At 34.0% G+C, this 16,850-nt stretch carries 19 protein-coding genes; 3 read left to right on the top strand and 16 right to left on the bottom strand.

The genetic code is table 11. The features are described from left to right. Positions 1-39 precede the first annotated feature (39 nt). From MHH98_RS07415 to MHH98_RS07355, 13 genes are all read right to left on the bottom strand, one after another. The gene (locus MHH98_RS07415) at positions 40-1,428 is read right to left on the bottom strand and encodes an O-antigen ligase family protein (RefSeq protein ID WP_340710890.1); all 1,389 of its coding nucleotides are present in this window, start codon (positions 1,426-1,428) and stop codon (positions 40-42) included. After that, on the bottom strand, positions 1,418-2,455 hold the full coding sequence (locus tag MHH98_RS07410) for a glycosyltransferase (protein WP_038184726.1): 1,038 nt from the start codon (positions 2,453-2,455) through the stop codon (positions 1,418-1,420). The genes MHH98_RS07415 and MHH98_RS07410 overlap by 11 nt, the downstream gene beginning before the upstream one ends. Positions 2,456-2,513: 58 nt before the next feature. Beyond that, complete coding sequence (locus MHH98_RS07405) at positions 2,514-3,197, bottom strand: CpsD/CapB family tyrosine-protein kinase (RefSeq protein ID WP_038184728.1); 684 nt, start codon at positions 3,195-3,197, stop codon at positions 2,514-2,516. After that, positions 3,190-3,921, bottom strand: coding sequence for a YveK family protein (locus tag MHH98_RS07400; protein WP_038184731.1), 732 nt, complete (start codon positions 3,919-3,921; stop codon positions 3,190-3,192). Before MHH98_RS07400 ends, MHH98_RS07405 begins: the two co-directional genes overlap by 8 nt. Positions 3,922-3,972: 51 nt before the next feature. Then, a complete protein-coding gene (locus tag MHH98_RS07395) occupies positions 3,973-4,728 on the bottom strand; it encodes a tyrosine-protein phosphatase (RefSeq protein ID WP_051448705.1) in 756 nt (251 codons plus the stop codon). A 721-nt stretch (positions 4,729-5,449) separates the two neighbouring features. Then, on the bottom strand, positions 5,450-5,752 hold the full coding sequence (locus tag MHH98_RS07390; RefSeq protein ID WP_038184735.1) for a hypothetical protein: 303 nt from the start codon (positions 5,750-5,752) through the stop codon (positions 5,450-5,452). 2 nt (positions 5,753-5,754) lie between these two features. Beyond that, entirely contained in the window at positions 5,755-5,952 is a 198-nt protein-coding gene (locus MHH98_RS07385; RefSeq protein ID WP_038184737.1) for a helix-turn-helix transcriptional regulator, read from the bottom strand. A 303-nt stretch (positions 5,953-6,255) separates the two neighbouring features. Further along, positions 6,256-7,035, bottom strand: coding sequence for a sulfite exporter TauE/SafE family protein (locus tag MHH98_RS07380; RefSeq protein ID WP_340712379.1), 780 nt, complete (start codon positions 7,033-7,035; stop codon positions 6,256-6,258). Positions 7,036-7,101: 66 nt separating this feature from the next. Further along, complete coding sequence (locus MHH98_RS07375) at positions 7,102-7,329, bottom strand: sulfurtransferase TusA family protein (RefSeq protein WP_038184741.1); 228 nt, start codon at positions 7,327-7,329, stop codon at positions 7,102-7,104. Between the two features lie 134 nt (positions 7,330-7,463). Then, positions 7,464-8,591: an MBL fold metallo-hydrolase gene (locus MHH98_RS07370; RefSeq protein ID WP_076065774.1), complete on the bottom strand. Its 1,128-nt coding sequence runs from the start codon at positions 8,589-8,591 to the stop codon at positions 7,464-7,466. 96 nt (positions 8,592-8,687) lie between these two features. Continuing rightward, positions 8,688-9,083 carry a DsrE/DsrF/DrsH-like family protein gene (locus MHH98_RS07365; RefSeq protein ID WP_340712378.1) on the bottom strand — a complete coding sequence of 132 codons (396 nt, stop codon included), beginning with the start codon at positions 9,081-9,083 and terminating at the stop codon, positions 8,688-8,690. Positions 9,084-9,101: 18 nt separating this feature from the next. Then, on the bottom strand, positions 9,102-9,653 hold the full coding sequence (locus MHH98_RS07360) for a sulfurtransferase TusA family protein (RefSeq protein WP_038184753.1): 552 nt from the start codon (positions 9,651-9,653) through the stop codon (positions 9,102-9,104). A gap of 52 nt (positions 9,654-9,705) precedes the next feature. After that, entirely contained in the window at positions 9,706-10,182 is a 477-nt protein-coding gene (locus tag MHH98_RS07355) for a DsrE/DsrF/DrsH-like family protein (protein WP_038184756.1), read from the bottom strand. A gap of 766 nt (positions 10,183-10,948) precedes the next feature. On the opposite strand from MHH98_RS07355, the gene MHH98_RS07350 reads away from it, so the two are divergent. After that, the gene (locus MHH98_RS07350; protein ID WP_340708844.1) at positions 10,949-11,695 is read left to right on the top strand and encodes a YqcI/YcgG family protein; all 747 of its coding nucleotides are present in this window, start codon (positions 10,949-10,951) and stop codon (positions 11,693-11,695) included. A gap of 25 nt (positions 11,696-11,720) precedes the next feature. On the opposite strand, the gene MHH98_RS07345 is transcribed toward MHH98_RS07350, so the two are convergent. Both MHH98_RS07345 and MHH98_RS07340 read right to left on the bottom strand, forming a co-directional pair. Further along, positions 11,721-13,046 (bottom strand): amino acid permease, encoded by a 1,326-nt coding sequence (locus MHH98_RS07345; RefSeq protein WP_038184762.1) that lies wholly within the window; start codon positions 13,044-13,046, stop codon positions 11,721-11,723. 34 nt (positions 13,047-13,080) lie between these two features. Next, entirely contained in the window at positions 13,081-14,028 is a 948-nt protein-coding gene (locus tag MHH98_RS07340) for an arginine deiminase family protein (RefSeq protein ID WP_038184765.1), read from the bottom strand. A gap of 225 nt (positions 14,029-14,253) precedes the next feature. On the opposite strand from MHH98_RS07340, the gene MHH98_RS07335 reads away from it, so the two are divergent. Next, the gene (locus MHH98_RS07335; RefSeq protein ID WP_143691085.1) at positions 14,254-14,586 is read left to right on the top strand and encodes a DUF3862 domain-containing protein; all 333 of its coding nucleotides are present in this window, start codon (positions 14,254-14,256) and stop codon (positions 14,584-14,586) included. Between the two features lie 135 nt (positions 14,587-14,721). Here the strand turns inward: MHH98_RS07335 and MHH98_RS07330 are convergent, their stop codons facing one another. Beyond that, on the bottom strand, positions 14,722-16,071 hold the full coding sequence (locus tag MHH98_RS07330) for an FAD-binding oxidoreductase (RefSeq protein ID WP_038184768.1): 1,350 nt from the start codon (positions 16,069-16,071) through the stop codon (positions 14,722-14,724). Positions 16,072-16,482: 411 nt separating this feature from the next. On the opposite strand from MHH98_RS07330, the gene MHH98_RS07325 reads away from it, so the two are divergent. Continuing rightward, complete coding sequence (locus MHH98_RS07325) at positions 16,483-16,746, top strand: DUF3949 domain-containing protein (RefSeq protein ID WP_038184771.1); 264 nt, start codon at positions 16,483-16,485, stop codon at positions 16,744-16,746. Positions 16,747-16,850 lie beyond the last annotated feature (104 nt).

The raw sequence follows: 16,850 nt of genomic DNA, 5'->3' as shown, positions 1-16,850 counted from the left end.
TCTTTTCTTTTTATTTATGTTGCCATGCTATATTTATTATTATCCATACTCGTTCATCATCAAATCGTGCTCCAGTGAATCAAATTCCTGAAGGTTTTTTATAGCGAAAAGTAGTAACAGGAAAAAACTTTCGTTAGACATTGCATTTAGAGACAAATAACTGATCCCCATACAAATAATAGGTAGCCAACTAATAAAATCGTTTTTCACATTAAATCTGCTAACATTGCTAAATTTCAAAAATGTTGCTATAAACAAGATAAAAACTAAAAATCCTACTAATCCCCATACTACAAGAAGTTCTAAAATGATATTATGCGCTTGAAGTTGAATGCCTGATCTGAGGTGATAATCTTGAATTCCCATTCCGAAAATCATGTCTTTTGTATCCGACATTAATAATTCAATATATTGTTCAGCTAGTACATTTCTATTACTAGTAAGAGCAGATGGATCATCAATAAAATCTGTAAATCTTGAAAGTAGTAAATTTAAGATGGATGTAAATTCCGAAATAAAGAAAATAGAAAACAAAACAAGAAAACCAATTACCGACATAATAAAAAACAATATCTTTTTATTTTTTTTCAATCTAAAAATAATCTTAATAAGTAGTAACACTAATAACAGTGAAATAACTAATAAAAACATTCTCGATAAGCTGAGTACACCGAACGCAACTAAAAAGACAAATAACAATGGATAAAGGAATTTATAAAACTTATTTGTCTCACGTTTTACGAGATATAAAAGTAGAAACAACGAAATCATTACATACATTGAAAAATAATTTGGATCTCCAGCTCCTCCTTTAAATCTAATAGTCGCATTATTCGACATCAGAGTTCCGTAATTCTCAAAAAAATCTAACGTCCCATAGAATATAGAAATCAATACACCCGCGATAGAATATATAATTACAACTTTATGATTATATGACTTCAGAGAATAAAAGAAATATAAAGAAACATATAAAATTGCAAAACTCCAACTAAATAGCAAAATAATCGATTTGATATCATAATAAAAAATATGACTCCATTCATAAGCAATAAACAATCCAATAATAAAAAGATAACTCTTATTAATGGGCTTCTTAAAATTTGAAATCAATACTTTAAAAAGAGCAATACCAATTAAGACATTTATTATTGGCACAGATAAACCTGGAATTGGGATAAACATTACCGCTAAGTTTGGTACTAACGAGATTAATACTGCAAATGCATGGTCTGGTGATATGAATAATATACGGAAAGCCAAATAAATACCTAAGCAATAAACCAGTAAATTAATATTTAATAACTTATCACTTAGAATACAAAATCCGATGATATATAAGTCTAAATACCCTAAACTTCGACGGAAGAATGGACCAGTTTTTTTAAAGGTATGGGTAGCATTTTCTTTTTGATGTTCAAAGGACACTACTATACACCTGCTGCAACTGATTCTTATAGTCTGCCATATTAAACATTTCTTCCGCTTTTTTAGAAGCACTTAAAGACATCTCTTCATATTCTTTCTCTGATAGTAAAAGTTTCAATATCGCAGTAATAAATTCTTGATCTTCATTGCAAATAACTCCACAATTACTATTAACAATGCTCTCTATTCCTTCAAGGTTAGGAACTACTATAGGCTTGCCCATAGACAACGCTTCAATCGCGACCATTGGTAATCCTTCAGATTTAGATGTCATTACTAGAATTTTAGAGTTTTGTAATACAGGATATGGATTATTCATAAATCCTATTAGATCAATATTCTTCTCTAAATCTAATTTTTTTATTAAATCTCTACATTGTCCTTCTAGCCTTCCTTCCCCCATAATAACTACAGAAACGATCGGGAACTCTTTAACTAATTCTGAGATAATATTAATAAATCGAATTGGATCCTTCACATCTTCCAATCTTCCTACAAATGCTACGTCATAACTTTTCTCAGTAGGTAGAGAAGCTTTTTCTGCTATCCAATTTACATCTACAATATTTTTTATGACAATTGATTTTTCATTATATATTCGAGACAAAAATGTAGATTCTTTAATTGCAGGTGTAACTACTATTATTTTTTTGATTTTTATACATGCTAAGAAAAATAGAATTGATAATTTATTTACGCTTTTCAACCATTCTGGAAATTGATGAATATGTGATACTACAGGCGTATTAAAGGTTGCTACTAAACTTAAAAGCGTCGCAGTGAAATCATGTGCATGGATTATATCAGGCTTCCATTTTTTCATTACTTTTCTTATTTGCATAATTGATAACTTATTCATAGGTAAATAAGTTATCCCTCTACTATCCAGTATTTTTTCAATACTCCCCATTGGTGAAGAGTAAACAGATTCGGAGAATTCAGATAAATTATTTATAATACAGATGGCTACATTTTCAGCACCAGCAAGTCCATCAGAGCTTAGAATATGTAAAACTCTTCGTTTCATCATCTTCTCCTTCCATTACTCAATTTGAAAATCCGCACTAAGTTATCTACTCTATTCCCTAATAATACTGGTAATAATAATGATTCTTTTCAAGTTTAAAATTGTTAAGAACTGTTCCAACCATGTTTGCTTTGGATGCTTGAAGAACTTCCTTAGCTTTTATAGCAAATCTTTTCTCTGTTGTCCCCGAACTGATCACTAGAATCGTACCATCACACTTTTCAGATAAAATTTGTGCGTCTGCTACTGAAAGAACTGGTGGGGCATCGAAGATTACAATGTCATATTTATCTTTCGCCTCTCTAATAAAACCGTCCATCGAATTAGATCCAAGGAGTTCAGCAGGATTCGAGGGAATTGGTCCGCAAGTGATTATATCTAACCCCTTAATGCCAGATTCTTTAACCACATCTTGAATCTTCCATTGAATCATTAGCAAGTTGGTAAATCCCGGAGAGAGTAGCTTATTAAACGTATGATGTATAGTAGGTTTTCTCAAATCTGCATCTACAAGAAGTACCTTCTTACCCTCTTGTGCAAATGCAATAGCAGTATTTGCTGCGATTGTTGACTTACCCTCACCTTTTGCAGCTGAAGTGAAAAGCAATGTATTTAGTTGCTTGTCCTTCATGGAAAATTTGATATTCTCTCGGATCATTCTAAATTGCTCTGAAACGATTGATCTTGGGTCAGTACTAGTTACAAGTTTTCTTCGAAGTTCCTTCCGCTTCTTTTTAAACATCCAACTCCCCTCTTTTCTTGTTATTTTTTTTTGATTTTTTGAATTTCTTTTGGGAAATTGGGCTAATGAGACCAAGTATCTGTAACTCTAATAATTCACTAACATCCTGCTCTGTTTTGATAGTTTTATCTAAGTATTCAATAAGAAATGCTATTCCTACTCCAATCATTAATCCAATAAGAGCTGCAATAGCCATATTAAGAATTGGGTTAGGTCGAATCGGTTTAACATTTTTTTCATCAACTGCAGGTGAGAGTATTTTAACGTTATCTACATTCATAAGTGTAGGGATGTCTTTCTGAAATACTTCTGCAGTCATATTTGCTATTTCGACTGCTTTTTGCAAATCAGGATCTTGAACACTGATATTAATAACTTGCGAGTCTTGCTCACTACTAACGTTAATATTGTTATTGAGTACCTCTAACCTTGTATTCAGGTTAAGATTATCAACTACTTTTGAAAGAATAACAGGACTTTTTATAATGACACTATAAGTATTAATTAATTGGAGGTTCGTCTGGACGTCCTGTGCGATAAATTGCTTATTCTCAATCTCCTTTTGACTAATCAGAATTTGTGTAGACGCTTCGTACACCGGTGTTAACAAGAAGTAACTAACTCCCCCTGCAATCGAAATTGCTAATACGAATGTAGTGATAATGAGTAAAAGTCTTTTCTTTAAAGTTTTGAATATATCGTGCAGACTAATCGTTTCTTCCATAAGAGTTGTTCCCTCCTTTTTTACCTTTCTTTTTGAAAGTTATTCAGTACATTAATCTCGACCTTTTTTGAAACTGATTGGACGTTTAGGTTGAAAACTAGTGCCATTTATAACGTGCTTTGCATTTTCACTATAATAAGAAACAAGTCCCTCGGAGAATTTTTCTCTTACGTATTGATATGCAGCTTTCAATAAAAATGGTCGCTTTATATGATGATGTGAATCTGAAGATATAAAATGGACTATATTATGTTTAACCAAATACTTAATGTATCTTTTTATAGCTCTACCATTTACCCCGATCAAACTTGAAGCTGTTACTTGTACGAGAGATCCTTTATTCACTATGTCATATAGCTTCTGCTTGTCTTTTCTAAATACCATATTCCTTTCAGGATGAACTATTATGGGAATATAACCTTTTAACTGTATTTGGAAAAGGATATCAAAAGTATAGGTAGGAATATGGTTTATCGGTAGTTCTATTAATATATATTTGCCACTATTAGCTAGTGTTAATAGATCCTTATTTAAATCAGATATCAAGCTATTGTATATATGCGTTTCTTGACCTGGTAGAATTTCCAATGGAATGGATCTTTCATAAAGTTCCTTATTAAAATTGAACACAGCCTCTTCAACTACAGAGGATGCGTTCATGTATTTACCGTCATGATGATGAGGGGTGGCAATTATGTGTGTTATCCCGTTTTCTACTGCATCTGTGGCAAGTAACAAGGCCTCTTCTATTGACTTAGGGCCATCATCAAGTCCAGGTAAAATATGATTATGAATATCTACAAGCAATTGCTCCGCTCCTCCAATATGATTGTGTTGACTAAACTAATGTCGTTAATAGTTTATTTAATGAAACCAACAGTAAAACCTATTTTTTATTGAATCATTCATCAAAATATAGTTCTTGTAATTACTATTTTTCATCTAAAATCTAATAAAACGCCTAATTCCTTGAATATTAATATATATGAGCTTGCTAAGAGTTTATTCGACTTTTAGAGTAAAAAGAACAAAACAAATTTAACTTTTGAAAAGTAAATGAATAGAAAAAAGCCGCCCTATGGATTTACATAGGACAGCTCTTAAAATTATTTTATTTAACTTTCATAATACGAAAATAGCATATCCTATTACAATGGGGATCCATAATGTCAGTACATAATTAACGAAAAGACGTTTCCCCCTATTATAAATACAGTTTTTATTAGAGATTAATTAGTTGCCATTTGGCGTTTACTAGAGTGAGAATATACTAAAAAAAAAATCCAAGTAGATTAAATCACTTGGATGCACTTTAGAATAAGCATATTTCCTTTGAACCCTCTATAATAAAGTGATTATTTAGATAATTAAAATTAGAAATAAGTAAATACTAAGTAGACGAATTTATTTCACTTCTCTTTAAAAGAATTATCACCACACATTCTACTAGATAACATAAATTTAATGTAACTCGAGATGTTAAATTGTACCATAAATAGAGTTAAATATAAATATAAATTAAATGATACTAATTTTGACTTTGGGCAACTGCTGCTCCAATGATGTAGGATACCATGTGACCTACAAATATTGCTGTAATTAAGAAAAAGGACAGTAATGAATCAAAGACAATAAGCGCTAATAGCCATACAATGACAATAATCCCTGTTGACGCAAACCATGAATATGAACGACCTAGATGATGGATACGATTAAACCGCTCATCAACAATTTTCTTCTTTCTCAAGTACATATGGGGTCCTACGAATGATAATAATACAGTTGCCACTATAAAAGTAATCATTCCAATCCCAATCCACATTCTTTCCATTCTTATTCCTCCTCATAAATAAAAACATCTTCAATTGAACAGTTGAATAGTCGAGAGATCTTAAAGGCTAAAGTAATTGAAGGATTGTATCGTTCCTTCTCCAAAGAAATAATTGTCTGTCTAGATACCTCTAATTTTTCCGCAAGATCATCTTGCGTGTAATGATGTTTTACCCGAAATGCTTTAATGTTATTTTTCATTTTATCTCCATCTTCTTAGTAAAGTTACCTTTACATTTATATTAATTTACAATTTATTGAAAGTCAAGTTACCTTTACATTATACAAGAATTAAAAAGTACCAACAAACAAAGTATTTCCATCTACCTCTCCTATAAAGCTGTTCGGATACAGCAAATTAGCTAAAAGACTTTGCTCTAATTGTTGATATAAGCAATAAAAAGTCATAAAAATAACCATTCTTACACCTTAGTTATCATCTTTTTCTTACATTCAATATTAAAATGCAGGATATATTTGCATATCCTGCATCTACAACTTCTTCTACATTAATATGTCCACCCAGATTTTTATAGCAGTTGCACCAATGAGCACTGCTAGAATCATCTGTAATAATTTTGTATTCATTGATTTACCGACCTTGGCTCCAATTGGCGCTGCAATCAAACTTGCCGTTACCAGCACTAACACTGGCCCCCATTCTACTTGTCCAGTTGTAATTTTCCCAATTGATCCACCTATGGAAGAAATAAACGTAATTGCTAAACTAGAGGCGATTGTTATACGGGTCGGGATTTTTAAATTGACAAGCATGATAGGTACTAAAATGAAACCACCTCCTGCTCCGACAATACCGGAACCTATGCCAACGATAAACGCTAAGCCAGCAGCAAGAGATTTATTAAACTGCACTTGATGCACTTGCACATCAGGAATTTGTTTTCGAGGAATAAACATCAAAATTGCTGCAAGTAATGCAAACATTCCGTACACAACGTTAATACTTTCCGCAGATAGCTCTTTCGACACTAAGCTACCAAGTAAGCTACCTGCTAATACTGCTATGCCCATTATAAAGATCAATGATTTATTTAAATACCCGCCTTTACGATACGCCCATACACCAGCAATAGATGTCACCAGTATTTCAACTGCACTAATACCCGCAACTTCGTGTGAAGTAAAACTTGTTAAACTAAGTAATGCTGGAATATATAACAGCATCGGAAATTTAATAATAGCGCCACCAATACCAAGCATTCCAGAAATAAATGAACCTACAAAACCAATGAGAAATAAGACAATTACTAATGAAAAACTCATTTTTTCTCCTTCTTCCTATCTAAAAAAGCGAGCATCGATTGCTCGAGTACTCGCCCATTTATTCTTTTATGCTTTTTCTATGAAGAAGCTTAATACACCTGCATCTTCTTTCTGTTCTACAATATTGTGACCTCCAGATTTTGCCCAAGCTGTAAAATCATTCAATGCGCCTTTATCCGTTACCAATACTTCTAGTACTTCGCCAGAAGCAATAGTATCGATTGCTTTTTTAGTTTTTACTATTGGCATTGGACAGGCTAACCCTTTTACGTCTAAAGTTTTTATGATATTCATCTTTGTTTCTCCTTTTCAATTCGTTTTATTATTTTTGTTGGAAAAGATCTTTACCTTTCCTTATTAAAATTGCATGTAAGTAATATGCAAACATATACATGACATTTCTATCTTCTATTTCTAAGTTCAAAAAATCATCTTACAGCACAACGGTTTGGTCCAATTTCCATCTCCGTTTGTGCCTCATTATCTGGTGTGATTTTACCCATGTTCACTCGTCGAATTTCTTGGTATGCGTTTGGCTGTGGTGGTAAATTCTCGGTTACAAGCGTACGAAATTCATCTTCTTCTTCGATATTCAAACCGTGGTTTTCTACAAATAAATCACCTAAGCGTTTAGCGACTGTACCATCTTCATTTAATTCATCAATGTTCATAAAGTGCGAAGGATGAACGATTAGGTCCTCTGCTAAATCACGGTAACGTCTATAAAGCGTTTCACGTAAGTCACCTACCCAGTCCTCTGCAAGGCCAGCTAGGTCAGGACGGCCAATTGAATCGATAAATAAAATATCACCAGTAAATAAATATTGACCGTCGACTACTAAAGAAGTTGATCCAATTGTATGACCTGGTGAATATAGCGCACCAACATCAATTTTTGAGCTACCTAGTTTTACTGTTAAACCGTCTGCAAGTTCTGTATACTCGAAAACAACTTCTGTAGCATCCGCTTTTGGTAAGTAATACTTAGCGCCAGTCGCAGTTGCTATGGTACGACCACCTGAAATATGATCAGCATGTAAATGTGTATCAAAAACATGTTTTATTTCAACACCTTTTTCATGAGCAAAGTTTGTAAATACTTCTGTAAAACGTACCGCATCAATTAAAGCTGCTTCTCCATCAGAAACCACCATGTATGAAAGACATCCTTTACCCAGACGAACAAATTGGTATATTTCACCGCAGTTCGGAAGTTCACCTACTTTAATTGGCTCTAAGTACATACTCCAAGATTTCATACCTCCTACAAGATAACAAACGTCAAGTCCTTCGTCTGAAAGCATTTCAGCGATCATAATTGATGAACCTTCTTTTGCACAAACGATTAATACATCTTTATCCGTTGGAATTTTTGGAAGGATTTCTTCCACACCATCAAGTAGCTCGAAATAAGGTATATTTAAGTACTCAAATTTCTGACCTTCAATTTTCCAATCTTCAAATGCATCTGAATTTCGTACATCTAAAATGAATAATTCCTTCTTTTCGATAACCTTACGTGCAACGTCTGCTGCAGTACATGTATTTACTGTCATATCCAACTTACCCCCACAGGTATTATTTTTCCGATTTTTTATGCAGTAGAAAGTGCTCCTACTGCACGGATTAAAAGTAGTATTTAATACATTAATCTAAAATGTTAATGTTGGAGAAGCATCTTTTGCAAATTCTAAGAATGTAACAGCTCCACCCACTTCAATCCCCTCAACGAAATCTACGATTTTTAAGCCCATAACATCCATTGTCATTTGACACCCTATGAATTTCACACCTAACTCTTGTGCCACTTCCACTAATTGAGGAATTGTCGGAACGTTTGCTTTTGCAAAACCTTCAGCCATGAACTCTTTTCCTTCTGGCATTGATAAAGCTTGCATTGCTTGTTTATGAATTAAATTTAAGCCTTCAAATGTAAAAAAAATCGTGACTTCTTTCTCAGAAGCAGCTGCAGCTGTTGCAATATTAAATACTTTATAAGCATCGAAAAGACTACCATTACTTGCGATAATAGCTACTTTGTTTGACATTGATTTTCCCTCCACAAATTATATATTTTTTGTTAATTCACCTGTCCATGCTGTCATCCCAGGTAGTACGTTGTACACTTTATCAAATCCAGCGTTTGCTAACTTTTGTGCAGCCATATTACTACGTTTACCTGTTCGGCAAATCACATAAATTTCATTATCCATATCTAATTCTTTTAACCGTGCATCAAGCTCTCCAAATGGAATCGATATTGCACCTTCTATGTGACCGAATGCGTATTCAACTTCTTCACGAACATCTAGGATTACTCCAGGTCGCTCTGTGATTTCTTCATTTGAAATGGTATATTCAAATATTTTTTCCACATTTATGTCATTTGAACATTTACGAATATAGTGATATAAGATTTCATTCTCTTCAATAGTACCAATATACTGATGTCCAATATTTCTTGCCCATGCAGCTAAATCTGCCTTTGATCCTTTATCTGTTGCTTGTACCTCAAGAATTTCACCATCTACTAAGTCAGCCATTGCTTTTTTCGTTTTGACGATTGGCATAGGGCAAGCAAGGCCTTTAGCATCTAATTTTATGTCTGCTTTTAACATCTCTTACACCTCCATACCCATAGGGGTATTATTTATAATAAAAAAATATATTTTAGATGAATAAGTTAACATTGCCGTCTTCAGCATCTGCTAGGTACGCTGCAACGCCTGCATAATGTATTCCATCTATTAATTCCTCTTGTTGAAGTCCGAGTAGATCCATTGTCATCGTACAGGATACTAATTTAATATCTTGTTCCAGTGCCATATTAATCAATTGCGTCAATGTTAAGGCATTATGTTTGTTCATAACGTGCTTAATCATTTTTGGACCCATACCCATCATTTGCATTTTTGATAAACCGAGTTGTTCTGCACCTCGTGGCATCATTTTGCCAAACATTTTTTCAAGGAAACCTTTCTTCACTTTTACACCTTCTTGTTTACGAAGTGCATTAATTCCCCAAAAGGTGTGGAAGATTGTTACTTCATGATCATATGCGGCTGCCCCATTTGCAATAATATAAGCTGCCATCGCCTTGTCATAATCACCGCTAAATAATACGATTGTCGTTCTTTTCTTCTCCATTCCAAACTCCTTTATACCACCAGGGGTATTATTTCTTTTAAAAAATAAATAGTCGCAAGCCTAAGTGACTTTTCCCGACTACATTTACTGCTTCCTTAAACACTTGATTTTTTTGAGTTGTCTTTATCCGCTCTTTTAATACATTTCAGAAGATTATCTGTCTCTGTAACTATTACACAAATTTTCACTAGAAACCAGAATGTACTGCCGTATGCTGTACGATTACCTACTTATAACTCTTTCCTTCTTCCAACGTTCGAAGAAATGCAAGCACTTGAACTACTTCACTTCAATAAGTTTTAACCGATTACTCACTTTGTATCATAGTTCAAATTCATATACTCATACTTTCGCAAATCGCTGACAACTTTCTTACAAACACCATATTATACCCCCATGGGTAAACAGTCAACTAAAATATCTTGAAAGAGTCTAGCTTGATTAACCGTGGTTCTTATTCATTTCGGAATATTGAACTATCTTAAAATTATTTAATCCCCTTAGCTACTTAATACTATTTTTAGGTTAGGAATATACGGGGCAGTATTTATTAAAACATCTGATATGTATAGCTTAGTGCAACTATTATTCTACAGTATTGACATATTTCTAAGCATCTTCTTGAGGGATAATTCCATAAACCCCGTTAGCAATTTTAGAAAAGTTTATGAAGCATATCTGCTGATTTTCAAATAGCTCCAGACCGATAGTCACCCATTTGTACCTCCTTTAATAAAGTAGTTAAGTATAGAAGGAGGCTTCTGAAGTGAAAGGTCTTTTAGAAAAACGCTGGATAGATGTACATTTTGAAACACTTCCATTATGGCAACAATCAGCTTTTACATCCTTCTCTTCCATGATTGCAGATGAAGACAATACGTATCCGTGTTTCCCAGCAAGACATGCATTTTTATCGAATTACCTTAGATTTAGTTTTGTAGGAGATCCTCGGGAACTAAGTTCTCTAAATGATCTTGCAAACTGCTTGAGGACGTATGGAAAATGTTCACGCGATTCAGGGAAAAATACCGCTTTAGCTATTTTCTTGGAAACACCAGAGGAAATTATTGAGGACTATGACTGGGAGGACTATCGCAAATTATTTTGGTCCATTTTAAATCAGCTGACAACATTTGATGAAAAAGATTGGCCAACAGATATGCCAATAGATCCCTCTCATCATAAATGGGCATTTTGTTTTGATGGAGAACCTTATTTTATTTTCTGTGCCACACCTGCTCATAGATTACGAAAGAGTCGTCATTTCCCATCTCTTCTCATAGTATTTCAGCCACGTTGGGTGTTCGATGAAATTAACAACTCTACTGATAATGGACTCAAAATGAGAAAGTTGATACGTAAACGCCTTGTTGCATATGATGGCATTTCAGTTCATCCTGATCTAAAATGGTATGGAAAAGAAGACAACCTTGAATGGAAGCAATATTTTTTAAGCAATGATGATATTAGCGAATCCAAATGTCCTTTTATGAGTTTAAAAGGCAAATTGTGAATTCGCCCTAAATAAGTACCTTTTATCAACCACTCTTTTTACTACTCCATTTTTTCGCCATTATAAATGTACAAATTCCTATTATGACTATGAAGAGCAGACTCACATATAATCCGAGTCTGCTTGTTTTTTCACCTAACGTACCTGATATTGTTATAACGATCAACAGCATTCCAATAATTGTTTTCACTCGTTCCCATAGCGACACTTTCATTAGCTTCGTATAAGTCACTAAAATGAATAACCAATTATACAGGAGCATCAAACCAGCAGCTGTTATCATGTATTCAAAAATCTTCTCTGGCAGCAAAAAGCCAATGATAATGGTTATGAGCAAGCCACCAGCTAAAAAAAGAAATGCAGGTAACGGTATTTTCATTTTCCCTTTTTTCGCTAGGAAAGCAGGTGCATCATGATCTTCTGCAAGCGAAGTTAATATTGTCAGTACTCCGTACAATGAGGCAACCATCGTTGAAAAACCAGCTATTATCAGAATTCCATTGAAGACGTCCATCACATATGGGAGCTGAAAATTTTCAAGAGCTGTAATAAATGGACTTTCTTCTACTTTGAATTTTTCCCAAGAAATGAGTGTCAAAGCAAGAGCAATGGACAAAATATAGATGACGGTCAGTACAATTATCATAATTTTTCCGGCTTTAGGTGCTTCTTTGGAATCTTTTAAATCAATAGCTAAAAGGCCCATTACTTCAATTCCACCGTAAGCATAAAATGTATAGAGCAGCGCAAGCCAAATCCCTCTATAGCCCTCTGAAAAGAAGTTCTTATAGTTATCTAAAAACAAATTAACGTCACCCGTTTGACTAGTCATCCCTCTGCTCAAAAGGATCACGGCAACAATGATGAACATGACTATAGCTGCCATTTTCATCAATCCAAAAATGTTTTGAAATTTTTCAAACCCTTTCATGCCTGTAAGAATAACCAATAACCCTAGTACAGCGTAAATGGATGTTCCGATCCAAAGAGGTAAAGATGTAAACCAAAACTGCGTAAATATCCCTAACGCCATAAGTTGACTTCCCATAATGAGCATTTCTGAAAGTAAATATACCCATCCATTACTAAAGCCAGCCCACCTTCCAAAAGCTTTCTTAGCATATGATTGGAAAGATCCTTTATCAAGATGCACTACAGACATTTTCGATAGTGCATCGTAAACGATGTAAGTTCCGATTGCAGCTAAAATAAAGGGAATTAATACAGCAGGTCCACTTTTCTCAATGGCTATACTTGAACCAAGAAAAAAACCTGTTCCTATCGTACATCCTACTCCAAGAAGAGATAACTGCCACCATGACATAAGGTCTTTCTTTATTTTTGATCCCATCAGGGTCACCCCTATACATTTATTGCTAAGTGTATTATTTTAATGATTTCCGTCTAAGAGGCAGTGTCATACAGCGAATGCCTCCTCCACCTTTCTCTAACTCTGTTACCTCAATTTCAATAATTTTCTTCTTTTGCAATTTAGGATGATTTTTGATCATCTGCTTATGTGCTTGTTTGCTTATTAATAATGTTTCTGGATCTATGTTAAGAAAATTAATATCAGGAATAGTGTTATATTTATCTAGCCAGTTCACCTCAAATCCATGACGTTTTAAAAATTGTTCTGGCATTTCAAATCGAGATGAATTCTCTGTCAAAACATTTATAGGTAAATAGCACACGAAGCTCTTTGCTATGAGTAAATCCTCGTTTGCTACATTACAATTCATATCCAAATGAAGCGTATCGGACCTACGAGGCAAATCAATTATTCCTATTTCAGAAAAACCAGCACTAAAAATCTTTCCCTTAATTTTTTCCACACTTTCTTTACTTGTCCGCATCCCAATATTTATTAACACAGCATCTCGATTAAGAATTAGAACATCGCCAAATTCTAGTGCTCTCACATTATCATTTTCATGTAATAAAAAGGTTTTTGGAAACCATTTTTCCATTAGCGAATGTGCTTGTACATACTCTGGACGCCTCATCGATACCCCTGCTTCTCCTGGTAAAATGATATCTCCAAACACACATGCAAGATCCCGTACAAAATAACGATTAAGCAGCTGATCACTTAAGTTTCGTTCATCTTGCGATAGCTCCTCTGAATAATCGATGACCTTAATTCCTCTATTCTCTAAGGTATATTTGAACTCCATGAAATTTTGTTGTGCTTTTGCATGATTAACAGAAGAGCTCCACCCTACATACTCAGCAGTTTTTAATTTTGGTACCTCTAACTTAGATGGTGAACAAAGCAAAACAACTTCAAGCTCTTCATGCTCTGACCAACAATTAGGTTGAAATGATAACATGTGGATCCACTCCCTTTTGTACATATCTTCCTTATTGTTAGCACTCTGAATGGGATTATGCATATGGATTGGCGCAATCTTCTATTAGTATAGAAGCAAGTAAAACTTTTAAAGAGAACGTATTATTTGATGAAATTTTAAAACACAGTTTTTTCATTAATAACTATTAATATATTGCATAATTATGTATAATAAGTAAAATATAACTTATGTGAGGGTAATTAGATGAAGAAAATTATTATTGGTCTTTTAGTGGCAAGCGTATTAACATTCGGAGTAGTTACACCCATTTCAATTAATGGACAAAATGTAGCATACGCGAAATCAAAAGTAACAATAACAAAAAAAGAATTCAATAAAATTAGAAATGGCATGTCTTATAAGAGTGTAAAGAAAATCGTTGGTGGTAAAGGAGAATTAATTTCCGAGGTTGGCCAAAAAGGAGAGCCATATTATACTTATATGATAATGTATTATGGTAAAGATGGAATATCAAATGCTAACTTTACATTTCAAGGCGGGAAATTACAAATGAAAGCACAATTTTTATTAAAATAATAGAATAATATATATTAAAAACCCCTTCTCATAGAGTTGGGGTTTTTAATTGGGAAGATCAAAATGTCGACTCTACCCAATTGGTTATTTCGACGCCATTTCTTAGATTTAGGGTTAATTGATGTGTACTCTCTTTTATATCCACCTCTTATAAGGAGGGATACTTTGAGGGAAATTAAATACATTGAATGCATCATATTTTGTTTTTACTTCTCGAAGGCGTCTAAAATTATTTCCATAGTACGTTATCGGCCAATTTTTAATATATAGATCTGGAAAATTTACATAGTCGCCATCTGTAAAGGGAGATAATGTGTTTCTTACTTCTTCTACCCACCTAATATTTTGCTTTTCTTCTTCTGGATTTTCCCATGTAGTAAGGTACTCTTGAGCAATGATCGCATTCCTATAAAAATAAGCCGTATCATATGAAGCGATTTTGCCTACTGCTCCACCCAGAGATTGATGCCAAATGCTCGAATTTCTATTTGGAGCGTTTGCTAATAAATGCTTCATCCTATTGATTGCTCTAAGTGGAAAAGGTTTTTTAATAAAGGAACCTGATCTCTTACGAAGTGCTGGTTGGTTTCCACTTGGTACGTCAAAGAATCTGACCGCTTCAATATATGGAACTTCCTTTACCCATACATTTGTTGGTGAGCCGGCAGAGGTAATAGGCTTTAATAATTTCTTTAACTTGGAGGTAGAACCAACAAATATGCCTTGAGAAATGATTTCTCCCGCTTCTTTTGATTTTAATTCAATCTGCGAAGTTAATTTTTCGTCCGTTTGGGGTGCCCACTTTTGCCAAGCATCAAAGGCAACTTCAAGATCCTCCCACTTCCATGAAACAGAGAAGAGAGATACATTTGAAATAGGATGCAGTTTAAATGTAAGGGACGTGACAATACCAAAGTTACCCCCTCCTCCCCCGCGACAAGCCCAAAATAGATCCCTGTTTTCATTTTTATTTGCTTTAATCAGTTCTGCGCCTTTATGTCCATCTGCTCTTACCATTTCAATTTCAATCAGATTATCACAAGTAAGTCCGAATGGGCGTGATAACATACCTATTCCTCCACCGAGTGTCAGGCCAACGATGCCCACACTACCTTCTGTCCCTGCAGGTATGGTCAGGCCGTATTTCCATAGTTTTTTATATACTTTTCCTAAATCAGCACCGGCAGCTATTTTTGCCGTCATTGCTTCCTGGTCAACCTTAATTTTATTCATTTCACTGACATCAATGATCAAGCCATTATTGATTAATGAAAAATTCTCATAACTATGTCGACCACTTCGTATCCGGAATGGTTCGTTATTTTCTCTTACCCACCTCAATGCATTTAATACGTCTGCCGTCTTTTGACAGAATACGATTTTACTCGGGAATTTTGGAATGCTTAAGTTGTTATTTATTCTTGCCTGTTCATAGTCAGGATCATCAGGGGTAACAATTCGGCCTGTGAGCTCAGTATTAGCCAACTCATAACTCCTTTCTCAAAGAAGATAGTGCACATGTAACATACTATGCAAAACCTTTGAGAAAGATATTTCCTTAGAAAGGCTCCCACATGAACTGTGGCTACAATAAATTCTCATCTTCAAGCATCATTTTAAAGGTTCCTAAAAATTGTAAGACTCTCTTTAGGAACCTAGTTCTGTAAGTTTGCCCTGCTTATTGCTTAGTAAGAATACTATCAGTGCTATGACCAAAAATGCAGTGATACAGCCTAATAGCACCACGATACTTCAATTTATTTGAAATTAATTCAACTGAAAACCGGATAGTTAGTAATAAAGTGCATCAGAAATAGAATGAATGCGTATATATATGTATAAGTGGAGAGAAACCGACCTTTTTCAATAAACATTTATGAAAGGGGGATTTTTAAAATGGGGTTAAATATAACATTATGGATTGTTGCCGCTTATATTTTATTATCGTTCATTTTAATGCCTATGCAATATAAGTACATTACACATTTAAAAGAAACCGATAAGAAAATAAAGGAATTGGGTTTAACGAAAGATGAATACTATGAGAAGATGAGTTTCGAAACGCAAGTGTTAACTTTTAATGCACAAGGAAATTTATTGTTTTTGGGAGCAAACCTTTTCTCTACACTTTTGTATAATTGGAAGCAACGAAAGAATTGAACATTAAATTCGAAATTTAGAGCTTAATAAAATGGGTTAGTTTTTCAATTCCCTATCCTTCTCTCTTTAATCAAAAAAAGTACATTACTACAAGTTCTTAGTAA

Origin of the sequence: Viridibacillus sp. FSL H8-0110, from assembly GCF_038003565.1 — a bacterium.
GTDB classification, from domain to species: Bacteria; Bacillota; Bacilli; order Bacillales_A; family Planococcaceae; genus Viridibacillus; species Viridibacillus arenosi.
This window is presented reverse-complemented; position numbering and strand designations above follow the sequence as displayed.